Source organism: Mycobacterium sp. ZZG, assembly GCF_054786995.1.
In genome coordinates this window covers 13,721-37,178 of sequence record NZ_JBTBFV010000043.1, presented here as the reverse complement: position 1 = coordinate 37,178, position 23,458 = coordinate 13,721, and the positions used below count along the sequence as shown (strand labels likewise).

General features: G+C 68.8%; 26 protein-coding genes, 1 pseudogene and 1 riboswitch. Of the genes and pseudogenes, 14 read left to right on the top strand and 13 right to left on the bottom strand.

The features are described 5' to 3' along the window. Window positions 1–5 precede the first annotated feature (5 nt). From ACXMYJ_RS20960 to ACXMYJ_RS20945, 4 genes are read left to right on the top strand one after another with little or no spacing between them, the layout of a single operon-like run. On the top strand, window positions 6–191 hold the full coding sequence (locus ACXMYJ_RS20960) for a hypothetical protein (protein ID WP_260755296.1): 186 nt from the start codon (window positions 6–8) through the stop codon (window positions 189–191). Window positions 192–249: 58 nt separating this feature from the next. After that, window positions 250–687: a cyclic pyranopterin monophosphate synthase MoaC gene (gene moaC, locus ACXMYJ_RS20955; RefSeq protein WP_260757813.1), complete on the top strand. Its 438-nt coding sequence runs from the start codon at window positions 250–252 to the stop codon at window positions 685–687. Then, window positions 684–1,163, top strand: a complete 480-nt coding sequence (locus ACXMYJ_RS20950) for a MogA/MoaB family molybdenum cofactor biosynthesis protein (RefSeq protein WP_260755295.1) — start codon at window positions 684–686, stop codon at window positions 1,161–1,163. Before moaC ends, ACXMYJ_RS20950 begins: the two co-directional genes overlap by 4 nt. Beyond that, window positions 1,160–1,585: a molybdenum cofactor biosynthesis protein MoaE gene (locus ACXMYJ_RS20945; RefSeq protein ID WP_260755294.1), complete on the top strand. Its 426-nt coding sequence runs from the start codon at window positions 1,160–1,162 to the stop codon at window positions 1,583–1,585. The genes ACXMYJ_RS20950 and ACXMYJ_RS20945 overlap by 4 nt, the downstream gene beginning before the upstream one ends. A 2-nt stretch (window positions 1,586–1,587) precedes the next feature. Here the strand turns inward: ACXMYJ_RS20945 and ACXMYJ_RS20940 are convergent, their stop codons facing one another. From ACXMYJ_RS20940 to ACXMYJ_RS20925, 4 genes are all read right to left on the bottom strand, one after another. Continuing rightward, window positions 1,588–2,934, bottom strand: a complete 1,347-nt coding sequence (locus ACXMYJ_RS20940) for a transglycosylase family protein (RefSeq protein WP_260755293.1) — start codon at window positions 2,932–2,934, stop codon at window positions 1,588–1,590. A 9-nt stretch (window positions 2,935–2,943) separates the two neighbouring features. Beyond that, a riboswitch (cyclic di-AMP (ydaO/yuaA leader) is annotated at window positions 2,944–3,118 on the bottom strand. A 281-nt stretch (window positions 3,119–3,399) separates the two neighbouring features. Further along, entirely contained in the window at window positions 3,400–3,666 is a 267-nt protein-coding gene (locus tag ACXMYJ_RS20935; protein WP_260755291.1) for a MoaD/ThiS family protein, read from the bottom strand. A gap of 3 nt (window positions 3,667–3,669) precedes the next feature. Then, window positions 3,670–4,731 (bottom strand): GTP 3',8-cyclase MoaA, encoded by a 1,062-nt coding sequence (gene moaA, locus ACXMYJ_RS20930; RefSeq protein WP_460358733.1) that lies wholly within the window; start codon window positions 4,729–4,731, stop codon window positions 3,670–3,672. After that, a complete protein-coding gene (locus ACXMYJ_RS20925) occupies window positions 4,728–5,135 on the bottom strand; it encodes a YccF domain-containing protein (protein WP_260755289.1) in 408 nt (135 codons plus the stop codon). The genes moaA and ACXMYJ_RS20925 overlap by 4 nt, the downstream gene beginning before the upstream one ends. Before the next feature lie 180 nt (window positions 5,136–5,315). Here ACXMYJ_RS20925 and ACXMYJ_RS20920 point away from each other — a divergent pair, with 180 nt between their 5' ends. Further along, the gene (locus ACXMYJ_RS20920; protein WP_260755288.1) at window positions 5,316–5,726 is read left to right on the top strand and encodes a cold-shock protein; all 411 of its coding nucleotides are present in this window, start codon (window positions 5,316–5,318) and stop codon (window positions 5,724–5,726) included. Between the two features lie 102 nt (window positions 5,727–5,828). Beyond that, a complete protein-coding gene (locus ACXMYJ_RS20915; protein ID WP_260755287.1) occupies window positions 5,829–6,845 on the top strand; it encodes a glutathione S-transferase family protein in 1,017 nt (338 codons plus the stop codon). Between the two features lie 15 nt (window positions 6,846–6,860). On the opposite strand, the gene ACXMYJ_RS20910 is transcribed toward ACXMYJ_RS20915, so the two are convergent. Beyond that, window positions 6,861–7,349: a DUF2771 domain-containing protein gene (locus ACXMYJ_RS20910; RefSeq protein WP_260755286.1), complete on the bottom strand. Its 489-nt coding sequence runs from the start codon at window positions 7,347–7,349 to the stop codon at window positions 6,861–6,863. Further along, a complete protein-coding gene (locus ACXMYJ_RS20905) occupies window positions 7,346–9,043 on the bottom strand; it encodes an MFS transporter (protein ID WP_443186800.1) in 1,698 nt (565 codons plus the stop codon). Before ACXMYJ_RS20905 ends, ACXMYJ_RS20910 begins: the two co-directional genes overlap by 4 nt. Window positions 9,044–9,141: 98 nt before the next feature. Between ACXMYJ_RS20905 and ACXMYJ_RS20900 the strand changes: the two genes are divergently transcribed. Next, on the top strand, window positions 9,142–9,945 hold the full coding sequence (locus tag ACXMYJ_RS20900; RefSeq protein WP_260755285.1) for a DUF3027 domain-containing protein: 804 nt from the start codon (window positions 9,142–9,144) through the stop codon (window positions 9,943–9,945). 32 nt (window positions 9,946–9,977) lie between these two features. On the opposite strand, the gene ACXMYJ_RS20895 is transcribed toward ACXMYJ_RS20900, so the two are convergent. After that, window positions 9,978–10,430 carry an SRPBCC family protein gene (locus ACXMYJ_RS20895; protein ID WP_260755284.1) on the bottom strand — a complete coding sequence of 151 codons (453 nt, stop codon included), beginning with the start codon at window positions 10,428–10,430 and terminating at the stop codon, window positions 9,978–9,980. A 10-nt stretch (window positions 10,431–10,440) separates the two neighbouring features. Further along, complete coding sequence (locus ACXMYJ_RS20890; protein ID WP_260755283.1) at window positions 10,441–10,692, bottom strand: DUF2530 domain-containing protein; 252 nt, start codon at window positions 10,690–10,692, stop codon at window positions 10,441–10,443. A 62-nt stretch (window positions 10,693–10,754) separates the two neighbouring features. Here ACXMYJ_RS20890 and ACXMYJ_RS20885 point away from each other — a divergent pair, with 62 nt between their 5' ends. Together ACXMYJ_RS20885 and ACXMYJ_RS20880 are read left to right on the top strand one after the other, a co-directional pair. Beyond that, window positions 10,755–11,597 carry a TrmH family RNA methyltransferase gene (locus tag ACXMYJ_RS20885; RefSeq protein WP_396885577.1) on the top strand — a complete coding sequence of 281 codons (843 nt, stop codon included), beginning with the start codon at window positions 10,755–10,757 and terminating at the stop codon, window positions 11,595–11,597. Then, window positions 11,594–11,866, top strand: a complete 273-nt coding sequence (locus tag ACXMYJ_RS20880; protein ID WP_260755281.1) for a DUF2537 domain-containing protein — start codon at window positions 11,594–11,596, stop codon at window positions 11,864–11,866. The genes ACXMYJ_RS20885 and ACXMYJ_RS20880 overlap by 4 nt, the downstream gene beginning before the upstream one ends. Before the next feature lie 21 nt (window positions 11,867–11,887). On the opposite strand, the gene sepH is transcribed toward ACXMYJ_RS20880, so the two are convergent. Both sepH and serC read right to left on the bottom strand, forming a co-directional pair. Further along, window positions 11,888–12,706, bottom strand: a complete 819-nt coding sequence (sepH, locus tag ACXMYJ_RS20875) for a septation protein SepH (RefSeq protein WP_260755280.1) — start codon at window positions 12,704–12,706, stop codon at window positions 11,888–11,890. Between the two features lie 90 nt (window positions 12,707–12,796). After that, window positions 12,797–13,921, bottom strand: a complete 1,125-nt coding sequence (gene serC / locus ACXMYJ_RS20870) for a phosphoserine transaminase (RefSeq protein WP_260755279.1) — start codon at window positions 13,919–13,921, stop codon at window positions 12,797–12,799. Window positions 13,922–14,138: 217 nt separating this feature from the next. On the opposite strand from serC, the gene ACXMYJ_RS20865 reads away from it, so the two are divergent. The 3 genes and pseudogenes from ACXMYJ_RS20865 to ACXMYJ_RS20855 all read left to right on the top strand — a co-directional run bounded on the left by ACXMYJ_RS20865 (window position 14,139) and on the right by ACXMYJ_RS20855 (window position 19,602). Further along, complete coding sequence (locus tag ACXMYJ_RS20865) at window positions 14,139–15,176, top strand: AurF N-oxygenase family protein (RefSeq protein WP_260755278.1); 1,038 nt, start codon at window positions 14,139–14,141, stop codon at window positions 15,174–15,176. A gap of 19 nt (window positions 15,177–15,195) precedes the next feature. Then, a pseudogene (locus tag ACXMYJ_RS20860) lies at window positions 15,196–15,990 on the top strand (4Fe-4S binding protein); the annotation flags it as partial. A gap of 951 nt (window positions 15,991–16,941) precedes the next feature. Continuing rightward, window positions 16,942–19,602, top strand: coding sequence for a family 1 glycosylhydrolase (locus ACXMYJ_RS20855; protein WP_460358732.1), 2,661 nt, complete (start codon window positions 16,942–16,944; stop codon window positions 19,600–19,602). Here ACXMYJ_RS20855 and ACXMYJ_RS20850 read toward each other — a convergent pair. The 3 genes from ACXMYJ_RS20850 to ACXMYJ_RS20840 form a co-directional block, all read right to left on the bottom strand. Continuing rightward, window positions 19,587–20,060, bottom strand: a complete 474-nt coding sequence (locus ACXMYJ_RS20850; protein WP_260755275.1) for a VOC family protein — start codon at window positions 20,058–20,060, stop codon at window positions 19,587–19,589. The genes ACXMYJ_RS20855 and ACXMYJ_RS20850 overlap by 16 nt on opposite strands. 72 nt (window positions 20,061–20,132) lie before the next feature. Next, window positions 20,133–20,750, bottom strand: a complete 618-nt coding sequence (locus ACXMYJ_RS20845; RefSeq protein ID WP_460358731.1) for a maleylpyruvate isomerase family mycothiol-dependent enzyme — start codon at window positions 20,748–20,750, stop codon at window positions 20,133–20,135. Beyond that, window positions 20,747–21,865 (bottom strand): citrate synthase 2, encoded by a 1,119-nt coding sequence (locus ACXMYJ_RS20840; RefSeq protein WP_260755273.1) that lies wholly within the window; start codon window positions 21,863–21,865, stop codon window positions 20,747–20,749. Before ACXMYJ_RS20840 ends, ACXMYJ_RS20845 begins: the two co-directional genes overlap by 4 nt. A 92-nt stretch (window positions 21,866–21,957) precedes the next feature. Here ACXMYJ_RS20840 and pdxH point away from each other — a divergent pair, with 92 nt between their 5' ends. Together pdxH and ACXMYJ_RS20830 are read left to right on the top strand one after the other, a co-directional pair. After that, window positions 21,958–22,626: a pyridoxamine 5'-phosphate oxidase gene (pdxH, locus tag ACXMYJ_RS20835; RefSeq protein WP_460358730.1), complete on the top strand. Its 669-nt coding sequence runs from the start codon at window positions 21,958–21,960 to the stop codon at window positions 22,624–22,626. 92 nt (window positions 22,627–22,718) lie between these two features. Continuing rightward, on the top strand, window positions 22,719–23,369 hold the full coding sequence (locus ACXMYJ_RS20830; protein WP_260755272.1) for a TetR/AcrR family transcriptional regulator: 651 nt from the start codon (window positions 22,719–22,721) through the stop codon (window positions 23,367–23,369). Window positions 23,370–23,458 lie beyond the last annotated feature (89 nt).

The following is a 23,458-nucleotide window of genomic DNA, read 5'->3' as shown; positions in this document are numbered from 1 at the left end:
TCAGCGTGGCTGATGACAAGAAGAACCGATACGTCGACCCGGGTTGGCCCACGACGGACCCCGATGACCACGCGGTCAGCGAGCTTGCCACCGACCGCACCGGTGCACTGTCACCGTTCGGCGACGTGACGTTCCCGCTGCCCGCCGACGAACTGCCCTTCATCCAGGCCGTCACCGTCATCAACAAGTAGCGGTGCGCTCCGGGTGAGTGAAGGCCTCTCGCATCTCGACGAGACCGGCGCGGCTCACATGGTCGACGTCACGGCCAAGGACGCCACCAAGCGTGTGGCCGTGGCTGCCGGCACCGTGCACACCCGGCCGGACGTGGTTGACATGATCACCTCCAACGGCCTGCCCAAAGGCGACGCGCTGGCGACGGCCCGTGTCGCGGGGATCATGGCGGCGAAGAGAACCAGCGATCTGGTGCCGCTCTGCCACCCGTTGGCGATCACCGGCGTGGACATCGATTTCACCGTCGGCGGTGACGACGATCCCGGTGCGGTCGCGATCACCGCGACTGTGCGCACGACGGACCGCACCGGGGTGGAGATGGAAGCGCTCACCGCGGTCACCGTCGCCGCGCTGACCGTCTACGACATGATCAAAGCCGTCGATCGTGCCGCCTCCATCGACGATGTCCGTGTGGTGCGCAAAGAAGGCGGCAAGACGGGGACCTGGGTCAGATGACGCGGTCGGGCCTGGTGGTCATCGCGTCGACCCGGGCATCCGGCGGTGTGTACGAAGACCGGTGCGGTCCGGTCCTCGTGGGCTGGCTCAACGGCCGGGGGATAAACACCCCGCCTGCGACCGTCGTCGCCGACGGCGCACCCGTGGACGCCGCGCTGCGCAGTGGGCTCCGAGAGCAACCGGATGTGATCCTGACCTCCGGCGGAACCGGTATCTCGCCGACCGACGCCACCCCGCAGATCACCTCGGCGCTGCTGGACTACGAGATCCCGGGCCTGGCCGATGCGATCAGACGATCAGGACTTCCGAAAGTTCCGACATCGGTGCTGTCGCGCGGCGTCTGCGGTGTCGCGGGCCGCACGCTCATCGTGAACCTGCCCGGCTCACTCGGCGGCGTCAAAGACGGTCTCTCCGTTCTCGCCGAGGTTCTCGACCACGCCCTCGACCAACTCCAAGGCAAGGATCATTCCCGATGACCACCGTGCTGCGGGCCGCGCTGACGGAACAGTCCATCGATACGACAGAGCACGAGCGGCTGGTGGTGCATGAGGCGGCGGGCGCTGTGGTCACCTTCGCCGGCGTGGTGCGTGACCACGACGGCGGTCGGACGGTGACCCGGTTGGAGTACTCGTCGCATCCGTCCGCCGAGCAGACACTGGCCGACGTGGCCGCCGAGATCGCCGCCGCGAGCCACGGAGTCCGTGCCATCGCTGTCAGCCACCGGGTGGGCACCCTGCAGATCGGGGATGCCGCGCTCGTCGCCGCGGTGGCCGCAGACCACCGCGGCGCGGCCTTCGAGACATGCGCACGCCTGGTCGACCGGGTCAAAGAACGGCTACCGGTGTGGAAGCACCAGTTCTTCGCCGACGGCACGGACGAATGGGTGAATTCCGCCTAGCCTCAGGCGGGCGGCACCACCGGAGCAGGCGCGGGCGCGCCCGGGGCGGGCGCGGGAGCCGGAGCAGGCGCGGGAGACGGGGCAGGCGCCGGACCCGCCAGCGGTGCGACCGGAGCATTCGGTGCCATGCCACCGGGGTCCGGCGTGGTCAGCGGTCGCTGGGTCAGGGCCAGCAGCGCGTCCGCGCCCGAGATCTCCTGGGTCTGGATCGCGTGCCAAATCTCCTTGAGATACGTGACGTTCGGGCTCTGCGCAGGTCCCTGCGGTGCCATCGCGGTGCCTGGCGGGAGGTTCTCGGGGCTGGCCAGGTGCGGAACCTCGGTGGGAACGGCAAGCTCGCCGCTGATCGCCTGGTTGGCGAGGTCGTAGGCCGGCGCCGGCACATTTACGGCACCGAGCGGAGCCAGCGGGTCGGGGGCCGGTGCGGCGACGGCGACCGGTGCGGGGACAGGCACCGGCACCGGCGCCGGCGGCAGGGCCGGGTCGGCGGGAGCCGGCTGCAGCGGCGCATCGACACCGAGGGACCACAACTGCGGCTGCTCGGCGGGCACCGGAGCGGCGTCCCAGTTGGCCGCGGCGATGATTGCGCTCGGCGGCGCGTCGACCGGTGCCGGCGGCACAGGTGCGTCAATGGGAGCGACGTTCACCACGTCGACGGCCGGGGCGGGGGCCGGAGGCAGGACCTCCGGAGCCGGCGGCAGCGGGGCGGGAGCCGCGAGCGCGTCCGCCGGAGGCGCCGGTGCGGGTTCGGGTGCGGGCGGCATCGGCGCGGGAGCCGAGAGCGGATCGATCGGCGCTGGTGCGGGTGGCAGCACCTCGGGGGCGGGCGGCAACGGCGCCGGGGCGGCCAGCGCGTCGAACGGAGCCGGGGCAGGCGGCGCAGGCGGGGCGAACGGGTCGAGGGGCGGCGGGGGAGGCGGCAGCATCCCGTCGAGGCCGACCGGTGCGACCGGGGCCGGTGGTTCATCGACGACGTTGCGTGGCGTTGCGGCGGAGAGCGGCCCGCCGCACGTCGGCCATGCACCCTTGCCCTGCGAAGCCAGGACACGCTCGGCGACGGCGATCTGCTCTTCCTTGGTGGCCAAGTGCGCGGCCGGGGCGAACTCGCCGCCGCCGTGACCGGACCAGGTGCTCGGCGCGAACTGCAGACCACCCTGGTAGCCGTTGCCGGTGTTGATGGCCCAGTTGCCGCCCGACTCGCAGCGGGCGACCTGGTCCCACTCACCGTCCGTCGCCGCTCCGGCCTGGCCGGCCAGCGCGATGCCGCCACCTCCGATGACTGCTCCGGTGAATGCGATCTTCGCGACGTTTACAGCAGATGAAGCGGGCTTGCGGTGCCGTCCACTCATAAGTGCGTGTGGTCCTCTCTGAAGCGCCCGCGAGGTCAGCTGTCGGGTTCGGGCTGGAGAGGTTGCCCGGCCGGCGTCGTCGAAACGGCGACGGCTTCACCCCAAGGAACCGAACGGTTCCTGGTCCTTCTATGTCGGTGGACCGGTGGGTCCCCCGCCTCCATCCAAGTTGTATCTCGTTGTCCCCGCGCACCAACGGATGGAGCTCGGCGCAATTGGTGTGCGGCAGGCCGGTCAGATGTGGGGGGCGATCGGCCTGGTTCAAGACGGTAACGGCTCGTCTGGGCCGCGTCACCTTTTGCTCACCGCCGTGTGTCCGCCGACGGCAAATACTAAAAAAACTCTAAAAGACCAGGAACGACCGTTATTCCTGCAGGTGCCATACCGCGCAACCGTGCCGTAGCCATCCCGTGACCATTCCGTGATGTGACGCAAATCACGGATTAGATTTATGTGCGCGTGAAGTCAGCCGCCGGCGAACGGGGGGAGAACATCGACGGTCTGCCCGTGGCGGAGTTCAGAATCCATGTCGCGCACCGCAACTCCGTCGAGCAGATAGGAACACCGCGCCAGGACCCGGGCCAGGCCGGCGTCCCTGGCCTTCAGAAGGTCCACGAGGTGTGCCACCGTGCCGGCGGGGCCGACGTGCAGCAGCTCCGATTCCGTGCCTGCCGCCGCGCGGGCTGCGGCGAAGTAGCGGACGGTGACCCGTGCCTCGGCGTCAACAGTCATCGCTCATCCGCCGATCGCGCTCATCGGACGGTCGGGTTGCACGAAGCCGGGGTCATTGATGCCGTGACCGGCGGCTTTCGTCCACATGGCCGCCCGCCACGCACTCTCCAGCGCGGCGTCGTCCGCGCCGGAACGCAGCAGTACCCGCAGGTCGGTTTCCTCACGTGCGAACAGGCAATTGCGGACCTGCCCGTCGGCGGTGAGCCGGGTGCGGTCACAGGTCGAGCAGAACGCGCGGGACACCGACGCGATGATGCCGATGTGACCTGCCACGCCGGCGCCGTCGCGCACCTGCCAGAGCTGAGCCGGCGCCGACCCCCGTGGTCGTGGATCGGGTGTCAGCGTGAAGTGAGCGCTCAGCGCGCCGAGGATGTCGTCGGCGGTGAGCACACGGTCGCGTGCCCACGAGTGCCCGGCGTCGAGAGGCATCTGCTCGATCACGCGCAGCTGGTAGCCGTTGTCGACGCAGAACCGCGCCAGCGACACCACGTCATCCAGGCCGGTCACCGGGTCGAGGACGGCGTTGACCTTTACCGGACGCAGGCCGGCGTCCTTGGCCGCACGTAGACCGGCCACCACATCCGAGAACCGGTCGCGTCGCGTGATCGCGGCAAACCGGGCCGGGTCGACGGTGTCGAGGGAGACATTGATGCGGTCGAGTCCGGCGGCCTTCAAAGCTTCGGCACGTCTGGCCAACCCGATGCCGTTGGTCGTCAACGTGATCTCGGGGCGTGGCCGCAACGCGGCGGTCGCTGCGACGATGTCCTCCAGGAACGGCACCACCAGGGGTTCGCCGCCGGTGAACCGGACGCTGGTGATGCCGAGCCGCGTGACGGCGATGCCCAATAGCCGGATCAACTCGTCCGGGTGAAGCTTCGCGTCGGCCGGGAGCCAGTCGAGCCCCGCGGCCGGCATGCAGTAGGTGCAGCGCAGGTTGCACAGATCGGTCAGCGACACCCGCAGGTCGGTCGCGATCCGGCCGAATGTGTCGATCAACGGGCCCTCGGCGGGGGCCGGAGACGATGGCTGGTGCACCGACGGCACGCCGAGTGCGACAACGGTCACGGCACCGCTCCGACGATCCGACCGTGCGCCTGGTCGACGGGCACGATCTCCTTGCCCAGGGGCATCAACGACACCGGGATCAGCTTCAGGTTGGCCAGGGCGAGCGGGATGCCGACGATCGTGATGGCCATCGCGATCGCGGTGGTGATGTGGCCGATGGCCAGCCACACACCGGCGACGATGACCCAGATGACATTGCCGATCAGTGCGCCGGGGCGCGGGCCCGGCTTTTCGACGATGGTGCGGCCGAACGGCCACAGCGCATAGGCCGCGATACGCAGCGAGGCGAACCCGAACGGGATCGTGACGATCAGGACGAAGCAGATGAGCGCGGCGAGGAGGTAGCCGAGTGCCAGCCACAGGCCGCCGAAAATCAGCCAGATGACATTCAGGATTAATCGCATAACAGTCGATTCGTCTTCCTTCTGCGGTGACTCGCAGCCTACCGACATAAGGGGATGCTGGCTGTGCTGCGGTCCGAGTAGGATCTCCCGGGACGCGTCCCGACGCAGGCGGGACGCTTACTTTATGTACCCCTACAGGTACAGACATCTATCGGCTCAGACAGACAGCAGGTGAGACCAGTGCCGACCGGCCGGGTGAAGTGGTACGACGCGGAGAAGGGCTTCGGGTTCCTCTCGCAGGAGGACGGCGAGGACGTGTACGTGCGGTCCTCGGCGCTGCCCGCCGGTGTCGAAGGCCTCAAGGCCGGTCAGCGGGTCGAGTTCGGCATCGCGGCGGGGCGCCGCGGGCCGCAGGCGCTCAGCCTCAAGCTCATCGACCCGCCGCCGAGTCTGACTCGCACACGCCGCGAAGCCGCGGCTGCCGAGCACAAGCACACACCCGACGAGCTGCACGGCATGGTCGAGGACATGATCACGCTGCTGGAGAGCGCCGTGCAGCCGGAACTGCGCAAGGGTCGCTACCCGGATCGTAAGGTCGCCCGCAGGGTCTCTGAGGTGGTCAAGGCGGTCGCCCGCGAGTTGGACGCGTAAGGCGCGCGCCGGACCCTGCACGCGGCCGCCGACCTTCGGGCCACGCTCTGCGGGAATGCCGTTTCGGCGGTCGGGGATTGGCGCATTGGGTATGACTGAGCCATGAGTTATGTCGCCGACCCGTCGAGTTCCGGCGGAGAGTTCAGCCGGGACACCGAGTACATCTCGACGCGGATCACCGCCGACGGTCGGGACGGATACCCGGTCGAACCGGGCCGGTACCGGCTGATCGTGGCCAGGGCATGCCCGTGGGCGAACCGCACCATTATCGTGCGTCGGCTCCTCGGACTGGAGGACGCTCTTTCCATCGGCTTCTGCGGACCCACCCATGACGAACGCAGCTGGACCTTCGACCTCGATCCCGACGGTGTGGATCCGGTGCTGGGAATCCACTATCTGCGCGATGCCTACAACAAGCGCATTCCGGACTACCCGAAGGGCGTCACAGTGCCCGCGATCGTGGAGGTCGCGACCGGGCAGGTGGTCACCAACGACTTCCCGCAGATCACGCTGGACTTCTCAACGGAGTGGACCGCCCACCACCGCGAAGGAGCCCCGGAGCTCTACCCCGAACCCCTGCGCGACGAGATCGACGAGGTTGCCCAGCGCATCTACACCGAGGTGAACAACGGTGTGTACCGGTGTGGGTTCGCAGGATCCCAGCGCGCCTACGAGAAGGCTTATGACCGGCTGTTCACCGCGCTGGACTGGTTGTCCGACCGCCTGGCCGAACGGCGGTATCTGGTCGGGGACACCATCACCGAAGCCGACGTTCGCCTGTTCACCACGCTGGCGAGATTCGACCCGGTGTATCACGGCCATTTCAAGACCAACCGCAGCAAGCTGTCGGAGATGCCGGTGCTGTGGGCCTACGCGCGGGACCTGTTCCAGACCCCGGGATTCGGCGACACCACCGACTTCGTGCAGATCAAGCAGCACTACTACATCGTGCATTCGGACATCAACCCCACCGGTGTCGTGCCGAAGGGGCCGGATCTGTCGAACTGGTTGACCCCGCATGGTCGAGAAGCCCTGGGAGGCAGACCGTTCGGCGACGGAACCCCGCCCGGACCGACCCGTGAGGGTGAGCGTGTGCCGGAGGCGCACTCGGCCGGCTGACGCGAATCGGTGCGGCTAGCCCTGCTGCCACACCGTGCGCACCGACCACTCGGCGTGCGGCACCGGGAATTCGTTGCCGTCCTGGTCGCGGACCAGGGTCGGCAGCTGCACCGCGAATCCGGTGAGTCGGCCGCGCTGCGCGTCCACGGTCGGGATCGTCACCGCCAGTCGGCTGCCGGGGCGGAACTCCTCGACGAGATCCGCGTCCTCGTAGGCGCGGATCAGCACCCATGGCGCCTGGCTGATGTCGGCCGGAATGGACAACTGCACGGGGTCGCGGCCGATGACCCGCAGCTCACCTTGATCGGCGGGGACGACGCAGTCGGTCGGGTTGAGCACCTCGCAGAAGCGGTACGGGCCCACCCGGGCCAGCTGTCCGTGCGAGTACGCCGAGATCTCGGGGAGTTCCGGTGCGTGGTCGCGCGCCCGCTGCCAGACGAAAACGCCGGTACCGATCGACGAGAGCAGGGCCACCGCTGCGAGAACAGCGACAACACGTTTCACTCCTGGGTCACCACCGCATCCGTCCGTACGCCTTCCTGTTCTGCCAGCACCGGCCGGTTGCCGCCGAAGCCCGGTACCAGTGACTCGCCACGATAGCTCAGCACGGTTTGGGCCAGTCCGAGGATCAGGATCGCGGTGATGGTGGTGAAGCCCGCATACAGGTCGGTGTAGATCAGCACGCCGGTCGCGCCACCGGCGACCCAGGCCAGCTGCAGCAGGGACTCCGACCGTCCGAACGCCGACGCGCGTGACTCCTCGGGCAGGTCGTCCTGCAGGGAAGCATCCAGTGACGCCTTGGCGATGGCGCTGCAACCGGAGGTGATCAAGGTCGCGACCGCCGCGACCAAAAGATTCCCGGTCAGCGCGGTCACCAGGGCCGCCGCGGTGACCGCCACTGCGCACCGCACGACCAGCCGCGCGGGATGGCCGAGTTTGAGCCGAGCCGCGGTGAAATTGCCCGCGAAGTTCCCGACGGCCGCCGCGGCGCCGATCATCCCCAGGATCCGCAGCTGCTCCCAGCCGCCGGCGTCGTGGGCCTTCGCGACGAACGCCGGGTAGAGGAACAGGAAGCCGACCATCACCTTGATCGTGCAGTTGCCCCACAACGACGTGATGATGTTGCGGCCAAGCGGTTGGCGGGCCCGGGTGACGCCGCCCCCGTGCGGCGGGCGGCGGAGCGGGTCGGTGTGGTCGGTCTGGCCGTGATAGCTCAAGGTCGCCGGGACCTCACCCTCGGTGACCTCGACCCATTTCGGGATCCGCATGGACAGGACCGCACCGCCGATGGTCACCGCGACCACGATGTAGAGCGCGCCGGGCATCTGGAACAGCTGGAATCCCCATTCGGCGGCCGCTGCGATGCCGCCGCCGACCAGGGTGCCGCCCAGCAGACCGAACGTCGTCAAGCGCGAGTTCACCCGGACCAGGTCGATCGATGGTGGCAGCACTCGTGGCGTCACCGCGCTGCGCAACACCGAGAAGGACTTGGAAAGCACCATCATCCCGAGCGCACACGGATAGAGGACCCACGACGGGAAGCTGCCGGTCGCACTGTCGAAGTTGGCGATGAGCACCACGGCGAGCACAGTGCGCAGGGCGAACGACGCAGCCAACGCGACCCGGCGGCCGTGTTGCAGGCGATCCAGAGCGGGCCCGATCAGCGGAGCGATCACGGCGAACGGAGCGATCGTGATGAGCAGGTACAGCGCGACGCGGCTCTTGCTCTCACCGGAGGCCGCCGCGAAGAACAGGGTGTTGGCCAGCGCCACGGCCATGGCGGCGTCGACCGCGAAGTTCGCGACCACCGGCCAGGTCAGTGCCGTCAGCCCCGACTTGTCGGCGCCGTCGGCGGTCGCGGCCCGGTGCACCAGGCCGTACATTTTGGAGCCCATCTCGCGGCTGCGCTGTGCAGCCACCCGGGTGACCGTGACCTTTTCTCCGTTACGTCCGGGGGGCGGGTCGTCATAGCGGTCGTGATGGCGGGCGCTCTCGTCGAGTGGGGGCAGCCAGCGGTTCCCGCCCTGATTCGGCGAATAGGGCCGCCCCCGTGCGGCGCCGCGGTGACCTGGACGCATGGTCGGTTCGCTCGGGTAGTTGGCCATCCCCGGGTGTTCGCCCGCAGGCGGACGCGGCGGATAGTAGCGTCCACCCTGCTGACCGTCAGGGTCCCGGTGGTCACGCCGCGGTCCGGTCACGCCGTCGATTCTCCCCTATGGGGACGACAGGGGCCGCGCAGCCGACCGGTGTGGCTGGCCTTCGCCCGGCTCAGGCAGTATTGGAGGCGATGGACAGCATGACCGAACCCGACCCGCAGGCCGCCGTACCGGGTGCCGAGGTCGACCCGCCGGCGGTCGAGAGCCCCGGGCCCGAGCTTGAAGCGGTGCTGCTCGGCGCTGTGGAGGCGGCGCGTGCAGCGATCGTGGAATACAGCGGCGAGGACACCGTGGGTGAATACCTCGGCGCGGGTTTCGAGGACCCGAGTTCGGCCACCCATCGCTTCCTCGCGGAGATGCCGGGGTATCGCGGCTGGCAGTGGGCCGTCGTTGTCGCCGCGTGTCCCGGCGCCGAGCGCGCCACGATCAGTGAGGTCGTCCTCGTGCCCGGCCCGACCGCACTGCTCGCGCCCAAATGGGTGCCGTGGGACGAACGGATCCGGCCGGGTGACCTCGGGCCGGGTGACCTGCTGGCTCCGCCTGCCGATGATCCCCGACTCGTTCCGGGTTACACGGCCACCGGCGATCCGCAGATCGACGAGGTCGCGGTCGAGGTGGGTCTCGGACGTCGCCAGGTGTTGAGTCTGTGGGGCCGCAACGACGCCGCCCAGCGCTGGCACGACGGCGACTACGGGCCGGGCACGCCGATGGCCCGGGGCACCCGGCGCGTGTGCCGGGACTGCGCCTTCTACGTACCGCTCGGCGGTTCTCTCGGCGGGCTGTTCGGCGTGTGCGCTAACGAGTACGCCGCCGACGGGCACGTGGTCGACGCCGAGTACGGGTGTGGTGCGCACTCGGATACGCCGGCTCCCGGCGGCAATGGGTCGCCGCTGTTCGATCCGTACGACGACGGGGTCCTCGATCTCGTCGAGCGCAGCGAGTAGTCGGCCCGGAGCGCAGCGAGTAGTCGGCCCGGTCAGCGCTCCGCGGCGGTCTTGATGCGCGTCAGCGATGCGTTCATGCCTTCGATGAGTTCCTGCTCGAAGTTCGGGACGCCGCCCATGAACTTGCCGACCAGAAAATTCGACACCGCCGTCGTGCCGTTCTCGGCGTGCCGGGTCTCGACCAGCCGGGTGCCGGCTTCCGTCGGCTCCAGTTCATAGCTCCATACGGTGTGGTTCTCGTTGACCCGGAACGCCAGCTTCTTTTCGGGGATGAACTCGGTGATCCGGCAGGTGGTGGGCCAGAACAGGAGTCCGCGCCTGTTGAAATTCACGGTGCGGGCACCCTGGCGCAGCTGGCCGACCGGCTTCATCAGGCGGCACTGCGGGCTCCACTGCGGCATCTTGCTCAGATCCGAGACGAGCGCCCAGACCTTGGACACCGGCGCGTTGATGTCGACCTCGGCCTGCAAAACCGGCGCTGCCATCGAATTCCTCCTACGTCAAACCGCGTTGAGCGCCGCGGTGTCCGCGGCGCACCGCGTGACGTTGCCACAGAAATATCGTCGTGCCAAGCACTCCGACGCCGAGGCCGGCGACGGTGACCGGACGCCACTCGTGCAGAGCGCCGACCGTGAACGCCAGCACGGCGGCGATCAGCCATCCGCACGCGATCACCACGATGACGGGCCACGGCGTCAGCAGGCCCCCGGGCAGCGGCGGGGGTTGCGGTTCGGAATCGGTGTCCATCGCGTCCAACTTAACGACCACCGCGGGGCGCTGGGTAGTCTCAGCGCTGTGCTCGTCACTGCCTGCCTCGAAACAGCGTGATCGCCAACGGCGTTGAAGTCATCGACGTCAGCGATCCGTCCGACCCGCGACTCGACGACTTCCGTGATCTCAACAGTGTCGACCGCAGACCCGACCTTCCCAGCGGCAAGGGGTTGGTCATCGCCGAGGGTGTGCTGGTGGTACAGCGGATGCTCGCGTCGCGGTTCGTCCCTCGCGCGCTGCTGGGCACCGATCGGCGGTTGGCCGAACTGGGGGCGGACCTCGACGGCATCGGGGCGCCGTTCTACCGGGCGTCGGCGGAGGTGATGGCCGAGGCGGTCGGCTTCCATTTGAACCGCGGGGTGCTGGCGTCGGCCTCCCGGGCCCCCGATCTGACGGTGCCCGAGGTGCTCGCGGGGGCGCGGACCGTCGCCGTGCTCGAAGGTGTCAACGACCACGAGAACCTGGGCTCGGTCTTCCGGAACGCCGCGGGACTGAGTGTGGACGCGGTGGTGTTCGGCAGCGGCTGCGCCGACCCGCTATACCGGCGGGCGGTTCGGGTGTCGATGGGGCATGCCCTGCTGGTGCCGTTCGCCAAGGCCGGCCACTGGCCCGGTGATCTGGAGTTGTTGCGGCAGAGCGGTTTTCGGTTGCTCGCGATGACGCCGGACCCTGAGGTGCAGACCCTCGCCGAGGCGATGTCCGGTCTGGCGGAGCAGCGGGTGGCCATCCTGGTGGGCGCCGAAGGGCCCGGCCTGAAGGAACACACGATGCGGGCCAGCGATGTGCGCGTGCGTATTCCGATGTCGCGCGGTACGGATTCGCTGAACGTCGCAACTGCTGCCGCGCTGGCATTCTATGAGCGGGATAGGCTCGCCCGGTGAGCGACGAGACGCCGTGGGGGACGGGCCTGACGGTCGCGGTGTTCGTCGCGGCGGTGGTGGCCGCCGCCGTCATCGTGCTCAGCATCGGGCTGATGCGGGTGCACGTGCTGCTCGCTGCGGGACTGAATCTCGTTGCGGTGGGCGGTCTGGCGCCCACGGTCTGGGGTTGGCGCCGTGTGCCGGTGTGGCGCTGGTTCGTGCTCGGGACGGGCGCCGGTGTCGCCGCGGCCTGGATCGCGTTGCTGGCGATCGCCGCCTCGGGTGGGTGAAAAACGTTGCGCGCGTAGAAGCTAGCGCTGGCCGCCGCTGGAACGGACACCGAGCAGGACGTCCTCCCACGCCGGCACGGCGGGCCTGCTCTTGCGGGAGCGGGGGGCCTTGGCCGCCGGTGCGGGCTCAGGCGTCTCGGCGACCTCGGGCGCGGGTTCGGGTTCGGGTGACTCGACCGGGGCAGGTGCCTGGACCTCGTCGGGTTCGCCCAGGGCTAGCTGTGCCACCGCCGCCAGCGGACGCAGTGGGCGCGCGAAATTCGGATCGATCAACTCGGACGCGGCGTCGTCGAACGCGGTGACGGTGCCGCCGTGCGCGCCGGGCGCGTAGCGGAAGTGGGCCACGTTGTCCGACATACCGGCCTTCCAGGCCAACTGCACGGTCCACCGGCCGTCCTCGTTGCGCCAGGCGTCCCAGTCCGCGCCGTCGGGATCCAGTCCGCGGGCAATGAGCGCCGAGGTGACCGTTTCGAGCAGGGTCAGCACCGACGGGCCGTCGGCCAGCACCGGATGCGCAGCGGTGGCCAGTTCGGCCGCGCGGGCGCGCTCCAGCAGCACCGGGTGGGCGAACCGTTCGACGCGGGCGATGTCGACTCCGGCGGCCGCGGCGACCTGTTCGACCGATGCTCCGGCCCTGATCTTCGACTGGATCTCGCGCGGACGCAGCAACGTGGGAACCTCGACATCGATGGTGGTCTGGGCCGATCCGGCGCGGTCACCGCGCACGGCGGCCTTGAGCCGTTCGTCGGAGCGGAGGACGAACTTCTCGTCGGAGTCGCTGGTCTCGCAGATGATGCGTCTGCCGTCGACATCCAGTCCGACGACCTTGAGCTCTCTCATTGCGACCTCCTCCGGGCTTGCGCGAGCCCGATACAGAAGGTGACCCTACTGCGTGATCAATCCGTAACCGGGATGACACGCGGCACGGGGCTACAACCGCTGCACCACCCAGTCGACGCATGCGGTCAGGGCGCTGACGTCGTCGGGCTCGACCGCGGGGAACATCCCGACGCGAAGCTGGTTGCGGCCCAGCTTGCGGTACGGCTCGGTGTCGACGATGCCGTTGGCTCGCAGGATTTTGGCGACGGCGGCGGCGTCCACGTCGTCGGAGAAGTCGACCGTCCCCACCACTTGCGACCGCAGGGTCGGGTCGGTGACGAACGGTGTCGCAAACGAGGCGGCCTCGGCCCACGAGTACAGCCGCGACGATGACTCGGCGGTGCGCTTGGTCGCCCAGTCCAGGCCGCCGTTGCCCAGCAGCCAGTCGATCTGCTCGGCGAGCAGGATCAGCGTGGCGATCGCCGGGGTGTTGTAGGTCTGGTTCTTGAGGCTGTTCTCGATGGCGATCGGCAGAGACAGGAACTCCGGCACCCAGCGACCCGAACCCGCGATGGCCTCCACCCGGGCCAGCGCTGCCGGAGACAGGATCGCCAGCCACAGGCCGCCGTCACCGGCGAAGTTCTTCTGGGGTGCGAAGTAGTAGGCGTCGGCCTGGGTGATGTCGACCGGCAGGCCGCCCGCCGCGGAGGTCGCATCGATCGCCACGAGCGCGTCGCCCGATCCCTCCGGGCGCCCCACCGGGACCGCCACTCCGGTCGAGGTCTCATTGTGTGCCCACGCGATCAGGTCGACCGACGGGTCCGACTGTGGCGCGGGCGCGCTGCCCGCGTCGGCCTTGACGACGACCGGGTCGCCGACGAACGGGTTTTTGGCCACGGCGGAGGCGAACTTGGAGCTGAACTCGCCGTAGGTCAGGTGGAGCGAGCGCTTGTCGATCAACCCGAACGCGGCGGCGTCCCAGAATGCCGTCGACCCGCCGTTGCCGAGGATCACTTCGTACCCGTCGGGCAGGAAGAACAGCTGGCGCAGTCCGTCGCGGACGCGACCGACGAGGTTCTTCACCGGCGCCTGCCGGTGCGAGGTGCCGAACAGGTGGCCGGCCGTGGCGAGGGCCTGCAGCTGTTCCGGCCGGACCTTTGACGGCCCGCAGCCGAATCGCCCGTCGGCGGGCTTGAGATCGGAGGGGATGGTCAGGGAGGGCGAGCTGTCGGCCATGGCGCCAAGCCTAGAACCGGAGCTCAAGCCGGAGAAATTCGGGCACCCGCGGTCTTCGCGCGTCCGCCCGAGGGCCTCTTCGATGTGATGGGGGCCACATGTGATGGGGATAACCAGGTTGACGCACATCCCGGAGAAGACCCTGGTTAATTCATGGGACCGCGGGTACTGTCACTGGACAACGAGCACGAGAATGTAAACCTCACGGGAGGCGGCAATGGCTGTCAAGGAAGCTCGGACGCGCATCATCCGGCGCTGGCGCAAAAACATGGAAATCGGGGACAGCCCGGAAGACAGGGCCTACGTCGAGATGCTGACCACGCTGTCTGAAGGCTCGGTGCGGCGCAATTTCAACCCGTACACCGACATCGACTGGGACTCGCCCGAGTTCGCGGTGACGCCCAACGATGAGCGCTGGATCCTGCCCGGCACCGACCCGTTCGGCAAGCATGAGTGGTACCGGTCCCAGCCGAAGGACAAGCAGATCGCGATCGGCATGTGGCGCCAGGCCAACGTCGCCAAGGTCGGTCTGCATTTCGAGTCGATCCTGATCCGCGGCCTGATGAACTACGCCTTCTGGGTGCCCAACGGGTCGCCGGAGTACCGGTACTGCCTCCACGAGTCGGTCGAAGAGTGCAACCACACGATGATGTTCCAGGAGATGGTCAACCGCATCGGTGCCGACGTCCCCGGCATGCCCCGGCTGCTGAAGTGGCTCTCCCAGTTCATCCCGCTGGCCGCCGGCCCGCTGCCCATCCCGTTCTTCTTCGGCGTGCTCGCCGGCGAGGAGCCGATCGACCACACCCAGAAGAACATCCTGCGCGAGGGCAAGGCGCTGCACCCGATCATGGAGCGCGTCATGGCGATCCACGTCGCCGAGGAGGCCCGCCACATCTCGTTCGCCCATGAATACCTGCGGAAGCGGGTGCCGCACCTGAACCGCCGGCAGAAGTTCCTGCTGTCGCTCAACGTGCCGATCATCATGCGGGTGCTGTGCCAGGCGATCATCGTGCCGCCCAAGTCCTTCTGGCAGGAGTTCGACATCCCGCGTTCGGTGAAGAAGGAGATCTTCTTCGGCACCCCCGTGGCGCGGCAGTTCCTGCGCGACATGTTCGGCGATGTCCGGATGCTGTGCCACGAGACCGGTTTGATGAATCCGTTCGCCAAGCTGATGTGGCGAATCTGCAAGATCGACGGACCGCCGAGCCGGTACCGCAGCGAGCCCGCGCGTCAGCACGTCGTGAGCGCCGCCTAGGGCCCGGAAGTCCCACGTCATGCCTCATGTGATCACCCAGTCGTGCTGCAGCGACGGGTCCTGCGTCTACGCCTGCCCGGTCAACTGCATCCACCCGACCCCGGACGAGCCCGGCTTCGCGACCGCCGAGATGCTCTACATCGACCCGGTGGCCTGTGTGGATTGCGGGGCCTGCGTGTCGGCCTGCCCGGTCGGCGCCATCGCCCCGGACACCCGGCTCCAACCCGAGCAGCTTCCCTTCGTCGAACTCAACGCCGCGTTCTATCCGAAGCGCGACGGCAAGCTGCCTCCGACGTCGAAGCTGGCGCCGGTACAGGAAGCTCCGGTCGTGCGTCCGAGAGCCGGGGGGCCGCTCACGGTCGCGGTGGTCGGGTCGGGCCCGGCGGCGATGTACGCGGCCGACGAGTTGCTCACCCAGACGGGGGTGCGGGTCAACGTCTTTGAGAAGTTGCCGACGCCGTACGGTCTGGTCCGTGCCGGTGTCGCACCGGATCACCAGAGCACCAAGCGGGTGACGAACCTCTTCGACAAGATCGCTGCGCGTGCGGGTTTCACGTTCTACCTCAATGTCGAGGTGGGCTCGGACATCACCCACCACGAACTGCTCGCCCATCATCACGCCGTGCTCTACGCGGTGGGCGCCCCCGACGACAAGCGCCTGCAGGTCGACGGCATGGACCTCGCCGGCACCGCAACGGCCACCGAGGTGGTTGCGTGGTACAACGGCCACCCCGAATTCGCGGGTCTGCCGGTCGATCTGAGCGGTGAGCGTGTCGTGGTCATCGGCAACGGCAACGTCGCCCTGGACGTGGCCCGCATCCTGACCACCGACCCGGATGTGTTGGCGCGCACCGACATCGCCGAGCATGCGCTGGACGCGCTGCGGGACTCCCGCGTCCAGGAGGTGGTGATCGCCGCCCGGCGGGGGCCGGCGGCCTCGGCGTTCACGCTGCCGGAGTTGATCGGGCTGACCTCGACGTGTGAGGTGGTGCTCGACCCGGCCGACCATGAGCTGGTGCTCGCGGCGCTGGCCGAGACCACCGATCCGCTGACCCGCAACAAACTCGAAGTCCTGTCCAAGCTCGGCGACGCGACGGCTCCGGTCACCCGGCCGCGCATCCGCCTGGCCTACCAGCTGACCCCGCGTCGGGTGCGGGGCGAGCAGCGCGCGGCAGGCGTCGAGTTCGTCGTGACCGGCACCGACGACACCCGCGACATCGAGGCGGGTCTGGTGCTCACGTCCATCGGCTACCGCGGCAGACCGATTCGCGGGTTGCCGTTCGACGACGCAACCGCCGCGGTGCCCAACGCGGGCGGCCGGGTGATCGACCCCGAGACGGGCGCACCAGTACGCGGCAGCTACGTGGCCGGCTGGATCAAGCGCGGACCGACGGGTTTCATCGGCACCAACAAGTCCTGTGCCGCCGAAACCGTGCGCAATCTGGTCGCCGACTACAACGACGGTCTGCTCACCGACCCCGTCGAGAAACCCTCAGCGCTGCGGCGTTTCGTCCGCGGCAGGCAGCCGGCTGTCATCGACGCCGACGGGTGGCACGCCATCGATCAGGCCGAGATCGGGCGTGGGGCCGGGCTGCGTCCGCGTGACAAGTTCACCTCCGTCGCAGAGATGGTGGGTGTCGCCGCGAATGCGTCGGCCCCGCCGGTGCATCAGCGGTTGCTGGCCGGCCTGCGCCGCTGACCGCGCGCACGCCACGGAGTTTGGCCAAACCGCCCCCGGGGTCGCCCGCCGGAGGTATGCAAAGGCATGGGTTCTGCGCAGTTCGTGGGTCGTGTCGGAGGCCTGGCCGTGGCGTTGGGAGTCGGGGCCGCGGTGTTCACCGGATCCGGTGTCGCGTGGGCGAATGAGGATGCCCCGCCGGGAACCACCTCGGAGTCCGATCCGCCGGCGGCAGCGCCGGGCCCGGACACTGAGCCCGGTGCCTCCGGGGACACCGAGGTTGGTGTCGACGGCGATCCGGGCGTGGAGTCCGACGAGGAAGACCTCGGCAGCCCAGAGCCCGGCGAGGAGTCCGGGCAGGATCTAGGCGAGGAGTCCGGCAACGGCCTCGGCGGGGAGGACCCAGGGGAAGACCACTTCGACGGCGGGGATGTCAAGGGCGAAGACGACCCGGTCGACACCGACACGGACACACCGGCCGTCGACGTGGACAAGCGCGGGTACGACGAGCCCGTCGTGGGAATCGAAGAAGACGTTGATGCGGGTCCCGCCGCCACGTTCGACGGCGCTGTGACCTCCGCAGCGGAATTGCCGGAGTCGCCCGGCAACGACGAGGTGGCGCCCGTGGCGGACACCTTCGCCGCCACGGCGTTGACGACGTTCGCGCCGCCGAAGGTGCCGTCTTGGCGGCCGTGGCCGACCGCGTTCGATCTGCGCAGCGTCGTCACCTACGTCGTTGACCTGACCATCAGCTTCGTAGACGCGCTGTTGCGGCCGTTCGCCGCCGGTCCGCCCAGGCCCCCCGCCGACCCGTCCGGCTGGGCTCTGCTGGCCTGGGTGCGACGCGAGTTCTTCAACGGCACACCCGCGCCGGTGGACAATCCGCTTCCGCACACCCAGAGTCTCATCGACGGTGAGGTTCGCATCACCGGCAACATAAGCATCGAGGATCCCGACGGTGACGCCCTGACCTACACGGTGATCGGACGCCCGCACAACGGCGGGACGGTCACCGTCGACGCCGACGGGAACTTCGTGTACCGGCCGATGAACGCGATGGCCGCGGTCGGCGGTACGGACACCTTCACCGTCGCCGTCAGCGACGAGCACGACGGCCTGCACGTGCACGGGCTGTTCGGCTGGCTGCAGTTCGTCCCGGTCCTGGGCAACCTCCTCAATCCCGGCGGTGGGCACGGCCGCACTGTCACCGTCACCGTCTCCGTCTCACCGGTCGAGGGCATCGACCTATCGCTGCCCGACGACTTCCGATGGGGCGTCGCCCATTCCGGGTTTCAGGCCGAAGGCGGACCCGGTGCTCCGGTCGACACCCGCTCGGACTGGTACCGCTGGGTGCACGATCCGTTCAACCGGCTGCTCGGGCTGGTCAAGGGGGTGCCGGAGAACGGGCCGGGCGCCTACGTCTCCTACGCCGACGACGCTGCGCTGGCCCGTGACGAACTCGGCGTGAACACCTTCCGGATGAGCATCGAATGGAGCCGCATCTTCCCGAGTTCGACTGCAGCTGTGAATATCTCCGACGAAGGGGGAGCAGTGAGCCCGGCCGACCTCGAGGCGCTCGACGCGCTGGCCGACCAGGACGAGGTGGCCCACTACCGGGCGGTGTTCGCGACGCTGAGGCAGTACGGCCTCGATCCGTTCGTCACCGTCAACCACTTCACGCTGCCGGTCTGGGTGCACGATCCGATCGTCGCGCGACCGCTGATCCAGCTCGGGCTACCGGCGCCGGCGGCGGGCTGGTTGTCCCCGAACACCGCGGAGGAATTCGAGAAGTACGCCGCCTACGTCGCATGGAAATACGGCGACCAGGTCGACAACTGGGCCACCCTCAACGAACCGTTCCCGCCGGTGCTCACCGAGTTCCTGGCGATCCCGTGGGTGGTGCCCAACTGGCCGCCCGGGGTGATCCGACCGGATCTGGCCTCGACGTTCCTGGTGAACCAGGCAATCGGACACGTCGCCGCCTACGACGCGATCCACGCCTGGGACACCACCGCGGCCACCGCGGGAGGGCCGGCGGCGTTCGTCGGCTTCACCCACAACATGATCCCGGCGCGGCCGGCCAATCCGGTCAACCCGCTGGACGTCCAGGCCGCCGAGGCGTGGAACCACTTCTACAACAAGTGGTTCCCGAACGCTGTTATCGAGGGCTGGGTCGACGCGAACTTCGACGGTGTCAAGACCTCCGACGAGATCCACCCCGACATGGCCGGCAAGGTCGACTTCCTGGGTGTGCAGTACTACGGGTCGCAACCGATGGCGGGGTTCGGCGTCGCACCGCTGCCGGGTTTCCCGTTCCTGCGCGGCTTCCCGATCCGCTGCTCGGCACAGGAAGCCACCTGCAGTGACTTCAATCAGCCGACCGACCCCGGTGGTTTCCGAGAGGTGCTCGAGCTCGCGGCGTCCTACGGAAAACCGCTGTGGGTCACCGAGAACGGGATCGCCGACGATGAGGACACCAAGCGGCCCTCCTACATCGTCAACCACGTCGCGGTCGTACAGGATCTGGTGGCCCACGGCACCGACATCCGGGGCTACACCTACTGGTCGTTCGTCGACAACCTGGAATGGGCCGACGGCTACGAGCTGCAGTTCGGACTGTACGGATCGGACCCGGACACCCCTGAGCTGGAACGGATCCCCAAGCCGGCGAGTATCGCTGCGCTGCGCGGCATCACCACCGGCAACGGGCTGCCGATCGCGTTGCTGCAGAGCTACATCCCGGGCTGACCGCCGTCGGCCATCTGCGCCAGCACCTCGTTCATGTCGACCTCGCGGACGGTCTCGGCCAGTGACCACTGGTGGCCGAACGGGTCGCGCAGCACTCCGTAGCGGTCGCCCCAGAACTGGTCCTCGAGCGGACTGACGACGGTGGCGCCGGCATCGAGTGCCCGCTGGAACCGCCCGTCGACATCAGGGCCGTGCAAGTGGATGGTCACCGACGATCCGCCCAGTGCGGTCGGCGTGCTCGCCTTGCCGTCGTTGAATTCGGGGAAGTCGTCGTTGAGGAAGACCATGGCTCCGTTGATCCGCATGGCGGCGTGGATGAGCTTCCCGCCCGGACCGGGCATTCGGACCATCTCCTCGGCACCGAAGGCGTTGGCGTAGAAGTCGAGCGCAGCCGCGGCGTCGTCGACGACGAGGTGGGGGACCAGCATGGGTTGGTTGGCTTCGTCTGTCACGGCCATGGTTACTCCTCACGGTGAGTGGACTGCCGGTGCAGACTCCCAGTCGATCAAAAACTCATCGCGGTGACCAGATCACACGACGGAAAAGCCGTCCGGCAGTGCGGCGCGTCCTGTCAGCGCGAGCAGCATCACCGGTCCCTGACCCAGTGCCACACCGACTCGGCCGGCCAGCGCCGCGGCCTCCGACAGCACCTCGGCGGGTGGTTCGCCGTCGATCCCGACCGCGCGGGCGATGTCGAGGCCATGCACCGCGATCTCGAAGGTCCGGGTGGGCAGATAGCTGCTCAACCGGATGCCCAGGCCGCCGATCACCTCGATCAGCGGGTCGTCGACGGCAGCCACGTCGGCCAGCGCCCGGGACGCCAACGTCTCGACCGCGGCGGCGGGATCGGCGCCGAGATCACGACCCGCCTGCCGGCCGCGTTCGACGACGGCCGCGGCGCCCATGCCCGCGGCATAGGAGTGCATCTTGACGTAGTAGTCCGCCGCGTCGGCGACATCCTCGCGGTGCGCCGGCACCTTCAGATACGTGCTGACCGTGATCAGCGACCGTGACGTGTGGCCGATCAGGTCGCGCACGTTCCACTCGCCCAGACCGGGGTCGTTCCAGCGGTCGTCAGGGATCCGCCTCACCAGGGCCGCGAAATAGTCTGCGGCCGAGGCGAACACTTCACGGGCGGTGGATGTCATCTCCGAGTCAGGAGGTCCCAGCCCTCGACCGATTCCGGGCTGCGCGGTTCGGGGCCGACGTACACCGCCGACGGCCGGACCAGCTTGCCGAGGCGCTTCTGCTCGAGGATGTGGGCGCACCAGCCGGCGGTGCGGCCGCAGGTGAACATCGCGGGCATCATCTTCGGCGGCACCTGCGCGAAGTCCAGGATCACCGCGGCCCAGAACTCCACATTGGTCTCGATCGGGCGGTCCGGCCTGCGCTCCCGCAACTCGGCAAGCGCGGCCTGCTCCAGCGCCGCGGCCACCTCGTAGCGCGGCGCCTGCAGCCGCTGTGCGGTGGCGCGCAGCACCCGGGCACGGGGGTCCTCGGCCCGGTACACCCGGTGTCCGAAGCCCATCAGCTTCTCGTTGCGGTCCAGGATCCCCTTGACCACCGCGCGGGCGTCGCCGGTGCGCTCGGCCTCTTCGATCATCGGGATCACCCGTGCGGGCGCGCCGCCGTGCAGCGGCCCACTCATCGCCCCGATGGCACCTGAGAGCGCCGCGGCCACGTCGGCGCCCGTGGACGCGATGACCCGGGCGGTGAACGTCGAGGCGTTCATCCCGTGCTCGGCGGCGCTGACCCAGTAGGCGTCGATCGCCTCGATGTGCCTCGGGTCGGGTTCACCCTGCCAACGGGTCATGAAACGTGCTGTGACAGTGTCACATTCATCCACGGTGCGCTGCGGTACCGCGGGCTGATAGATGCCGCGGGCGGACTGCGCGACGTAGGAGAGTGCCATCACCGAGGCGCGGGCGAGCTGATCGCGTGCGGTCTCGTCGTCGATGTCCAGGATCGGCGGGTAGCCCCAGATCGGAGCCAGCATGGCCAGTCCGGCCTGCACGTCGACGCGGACGTCGCCGCTGTGGATCGGCAGCGGGAACGGTTCGGCCGGTGGCAGACCGCGGCCGAACCTGCCGTCGACCAGCAGCCCCCAGACGTCGCCGAAGGTGACCCGGTGGGCTACCAGATCCTCGATGTCGACGCCCCGGTAGCGGAGCGCCCCGCCGTCCTTGTCCGGTTCGGCGATCTCGGTTTCGAACGCCACCACGCCCGCCAGCCCGGGGGCGAAATCCTTCGGCACCGCTGTCATGGGCTGATTGTCGCACCACCGTCGGCGGAGCCGACCATTCGGGACCGTCGGCGGAGCCGACCATTCGGGACGGTCGGCGTACCGTCTGGCAGGTGGGCACTTCTGATCACCTCGCGCGGATGCGCGTCGAATACGGATCGGTGGAGAAGGACGGCAGCGACGATCTCGATGCCGACTGGCTAGGCCCGGACCCTTCGACCGGCTGGGTGGAACTGCTCAACCGGTGGATGGCCGACGCCGTGCAGGCCGGCGTCGCAGAGCCCAACGCGATGGTGATCGCCACCGTCGACGGTCAGGGCAGGCCGGTCACTCGCACCGTGTTGTGCAAGAGCGTCGACCAGACCGGAATCTCGTTCTACACGAATTACGCCTCTGACAAGGGCGAGCAGCTCGCTGCCGTGCCGTACGCGTCGGCGACCTTCCCGTGGTACCTGCTGGGCCGGCAGGTTCACGTCCGCGGCGCCGTCACCAAGGTGTCGCCGGAGGAGACGTCCGACTACTGGCGGAAGCGTCCCCGCGGATCGCAGCTGGGGGCCTGGGCCTCACAGCAGAGCCGGCCCGTCGTGTCGCGGGCCGCGCTGATGCGGCAGCTCGACGACGTCACACAGCGGTTCGCCGACCTGGAGGAGGTGCCCGTGCCGCCGCACTGGGGCGGATACCTCATCGCCCCCGAGGTCGTCGAGTTCTGGCAGGGGCGGGAGAACCGGGTGCACAACAGGATTCGGGTGCACCGCGGCCGGGTGGAACGTCTGCAACCCTGACCCGCCCCGGGCTGGCGCGTCGGGGCCGCCGGCGATCTCCCAACCTGCCGTTTTCGCCCTGCAGCCGCCTGCCGACCGTTACCATCCGGGACGTGGGTGAAGCCAGGCGGGAACCGGTTCTCGGTCTGCGCGAACGCAAGAAGCGCAGAACACGTGCCACGCTGATCGACGCCGCTGTGGGCTTGTGCGACCGACAGGGCTTTGACGGCACCACGGTCGACCAGATCGCCGCGATCGCGGAGGTGTCCCCCCGCACGTTCAGCCGCTACTTTGCGACCAAGGACGCCATTGCGTTGGCCCTGATCGACGAGGTCCTGGTGCGCACTGCCGCCGAACTGGCCCGCCAACCGCGGTACCTGAGCCATCTGGAGGCGCTGCGACGCGCGTACGTGGCGATGGCCGAGTCCTGCAAGCTGGCGCCCGCCGACGGCCTGTCGGCCGAGCGGCTGATGCAGATCCTGCGGATCACGATGTCCTCGGCGACGCTGCGTCAGGCCACCATCGAGTACCGGGCCAGTGCCGTGGACGCGGTGGTCGCCGAACGGATGGGCACCACCGTCGACGACCGGAGGGTGAGGCTGCTCGCGGCGGTGTGGGGTGCGTTGATGATGACCGCGCTGCAGGATCTCAGCCGCCGGACCGGCCCCGACGTCCTCGTCAGCGTCGACGATGCGATCGAGGCCTTCGAGTCCACCTATGCGGAGTTCACCGGCGAAATCGCCGACCTGGGGCTGCCCGTCTGACCTTGTGACAGCCCCCCGCGGGCGTGACTGCTGGGATGGGACTACCTTTTGTAGGCAGACTCTGACTGATCGACACAGCCGACAGACCT

What these genes read in the sequence shown, in the direction of transcription:
- ACXMYJ_RS20840 (WP_260755273.1), bottom strand. Translation starts at nt 21,865, where the DNA reads ATGACAGCGGTGCCGAAGGATTTCGCCCCCGGGCTGGCGGGCGTGGTG.
- ACXMYJ_RS20925 (WP_260755289.1), bottom strand. Translation starts at nt 5,135, where the DNA reads ATGCGATTAATCCTGAATGTCATCTGGCTGATTTTCGGCGGCCTGTGG.
- ACXMYJ_RS20845 (WP_460358731.1), bottom strand. Translation starts at nt 20,750, where the DNA reads ATGACATCCACCGCCCGTGAAGTGTTCGCCTCGGCCGCAGACTATTTC.
- ACXMYJ_RS20890 (WP_260755283.1), bottom strand. Translation starts at nt 10,692, where the DNA reads ATGGACACCGATTCCGAACCGCAACCCCCGCCGCTGCCCGGGGGCCTG.
- ACXMYJ_RS20900 (WP_260755285.1), top strand. Translation starts at nt 9,142, where the DNA reads ATGACCGAACCCGACCCGCAGGCCGCCGTACCGGGTGCCGAGGTCGAC.
- sepH (WP_260755280.1), bottom strand. Translation starts at nt 12,706, where the DNA reads ATGAGAGAGCTCAAGGTCGTCGGACTGGATGTCGACGGCAGACGCATC.
- moaC (WP_260757813.1), top strand. Translation starts at nt 250, where the DNA reads ATGGTCGACGTCACGGCCAAGGACGCCACCAAGCGTGTGGCCGTGGCT.
- ACXMYJ_RS20950 (WP_260755295.1), top strand. Translation starts at nt 684, where the DNA reads ATGACGCGGTCGGGCCTGGTGGTCATCGCGTCGACCCGGGCATCCGGC.
- ACXMYJ_RS20935 (WP_260755291.1), bottom strand. Translation starts at nt 3,666, where the DNA reads ATGACTGTTGACGCCGAGGCACGGGTCACCGTCCGCTACTTCGCCGCA.
- ACXMYJ_RS20940 (WP_260755293.1), bottom strand. Translation starts at nt 2,934, where the DNA reads ATGAGTGGACGGCACCGCAAGCCCGCTTCATCTGCTGTAAACGTCGCG.
- ACXMYJ_RS20915 (WP_260755287.1), top strand. Translation starts at nt 5,829, where the DNA reads ATGAGTTATGTCGCCGACCCGTCGAGTTCCGGCGGAGAGTTCAGCCGG.
- ACXMYJ_RS20865 (WP_260755278.1), top strand. Translation starts at nt 14,139, where the DNA reads ATGGCTGTCAAGGAAGCTCGGACGCGCATCATCCGGCGCTGGCGCAAA.
- ACXMYJ_RS20945 (WP_260755294.1), top strand. Translation starts at nt 1,160, where the DNA reads ATGACCACCGTGCTGCGGGCCGCGCTGACGGAACAGTCCATCGATACG.
- serC (WP_260755279.1), bottom strand. Translation starts at nt 13,921, where the DNA reads ATGGCCGACAGCTCGCCCTCCCTGACCATCCCCTCCGATCTCAAGCCC.
- ACXMYJ_RS20850 (WP_260755275.1), bottom strand. Translation starts at nt 20,060, where the DNA reads ATGGCCGTGACAGACGAAGCCAACCAACCCATGCTGGTCCCCCACCTC.
- ACXMYJ_RS20895 (WP_260755284.1), bottom strand. Translation starts at nt 10,430, where the DNA reads ATGGCAGCGCCGGTTTTGCAGGCCGAGGTCGACATCAACGCGCCGGTG.
- ACXMYJ_RS20855 (WP_460358732.1), top strand. Translation starts at nt 16,942, where the DNA reads ATGGGTTCTGCGCAGTTCGTGGGTCGTGTCGGAGGCCTGGCCGTGGCG.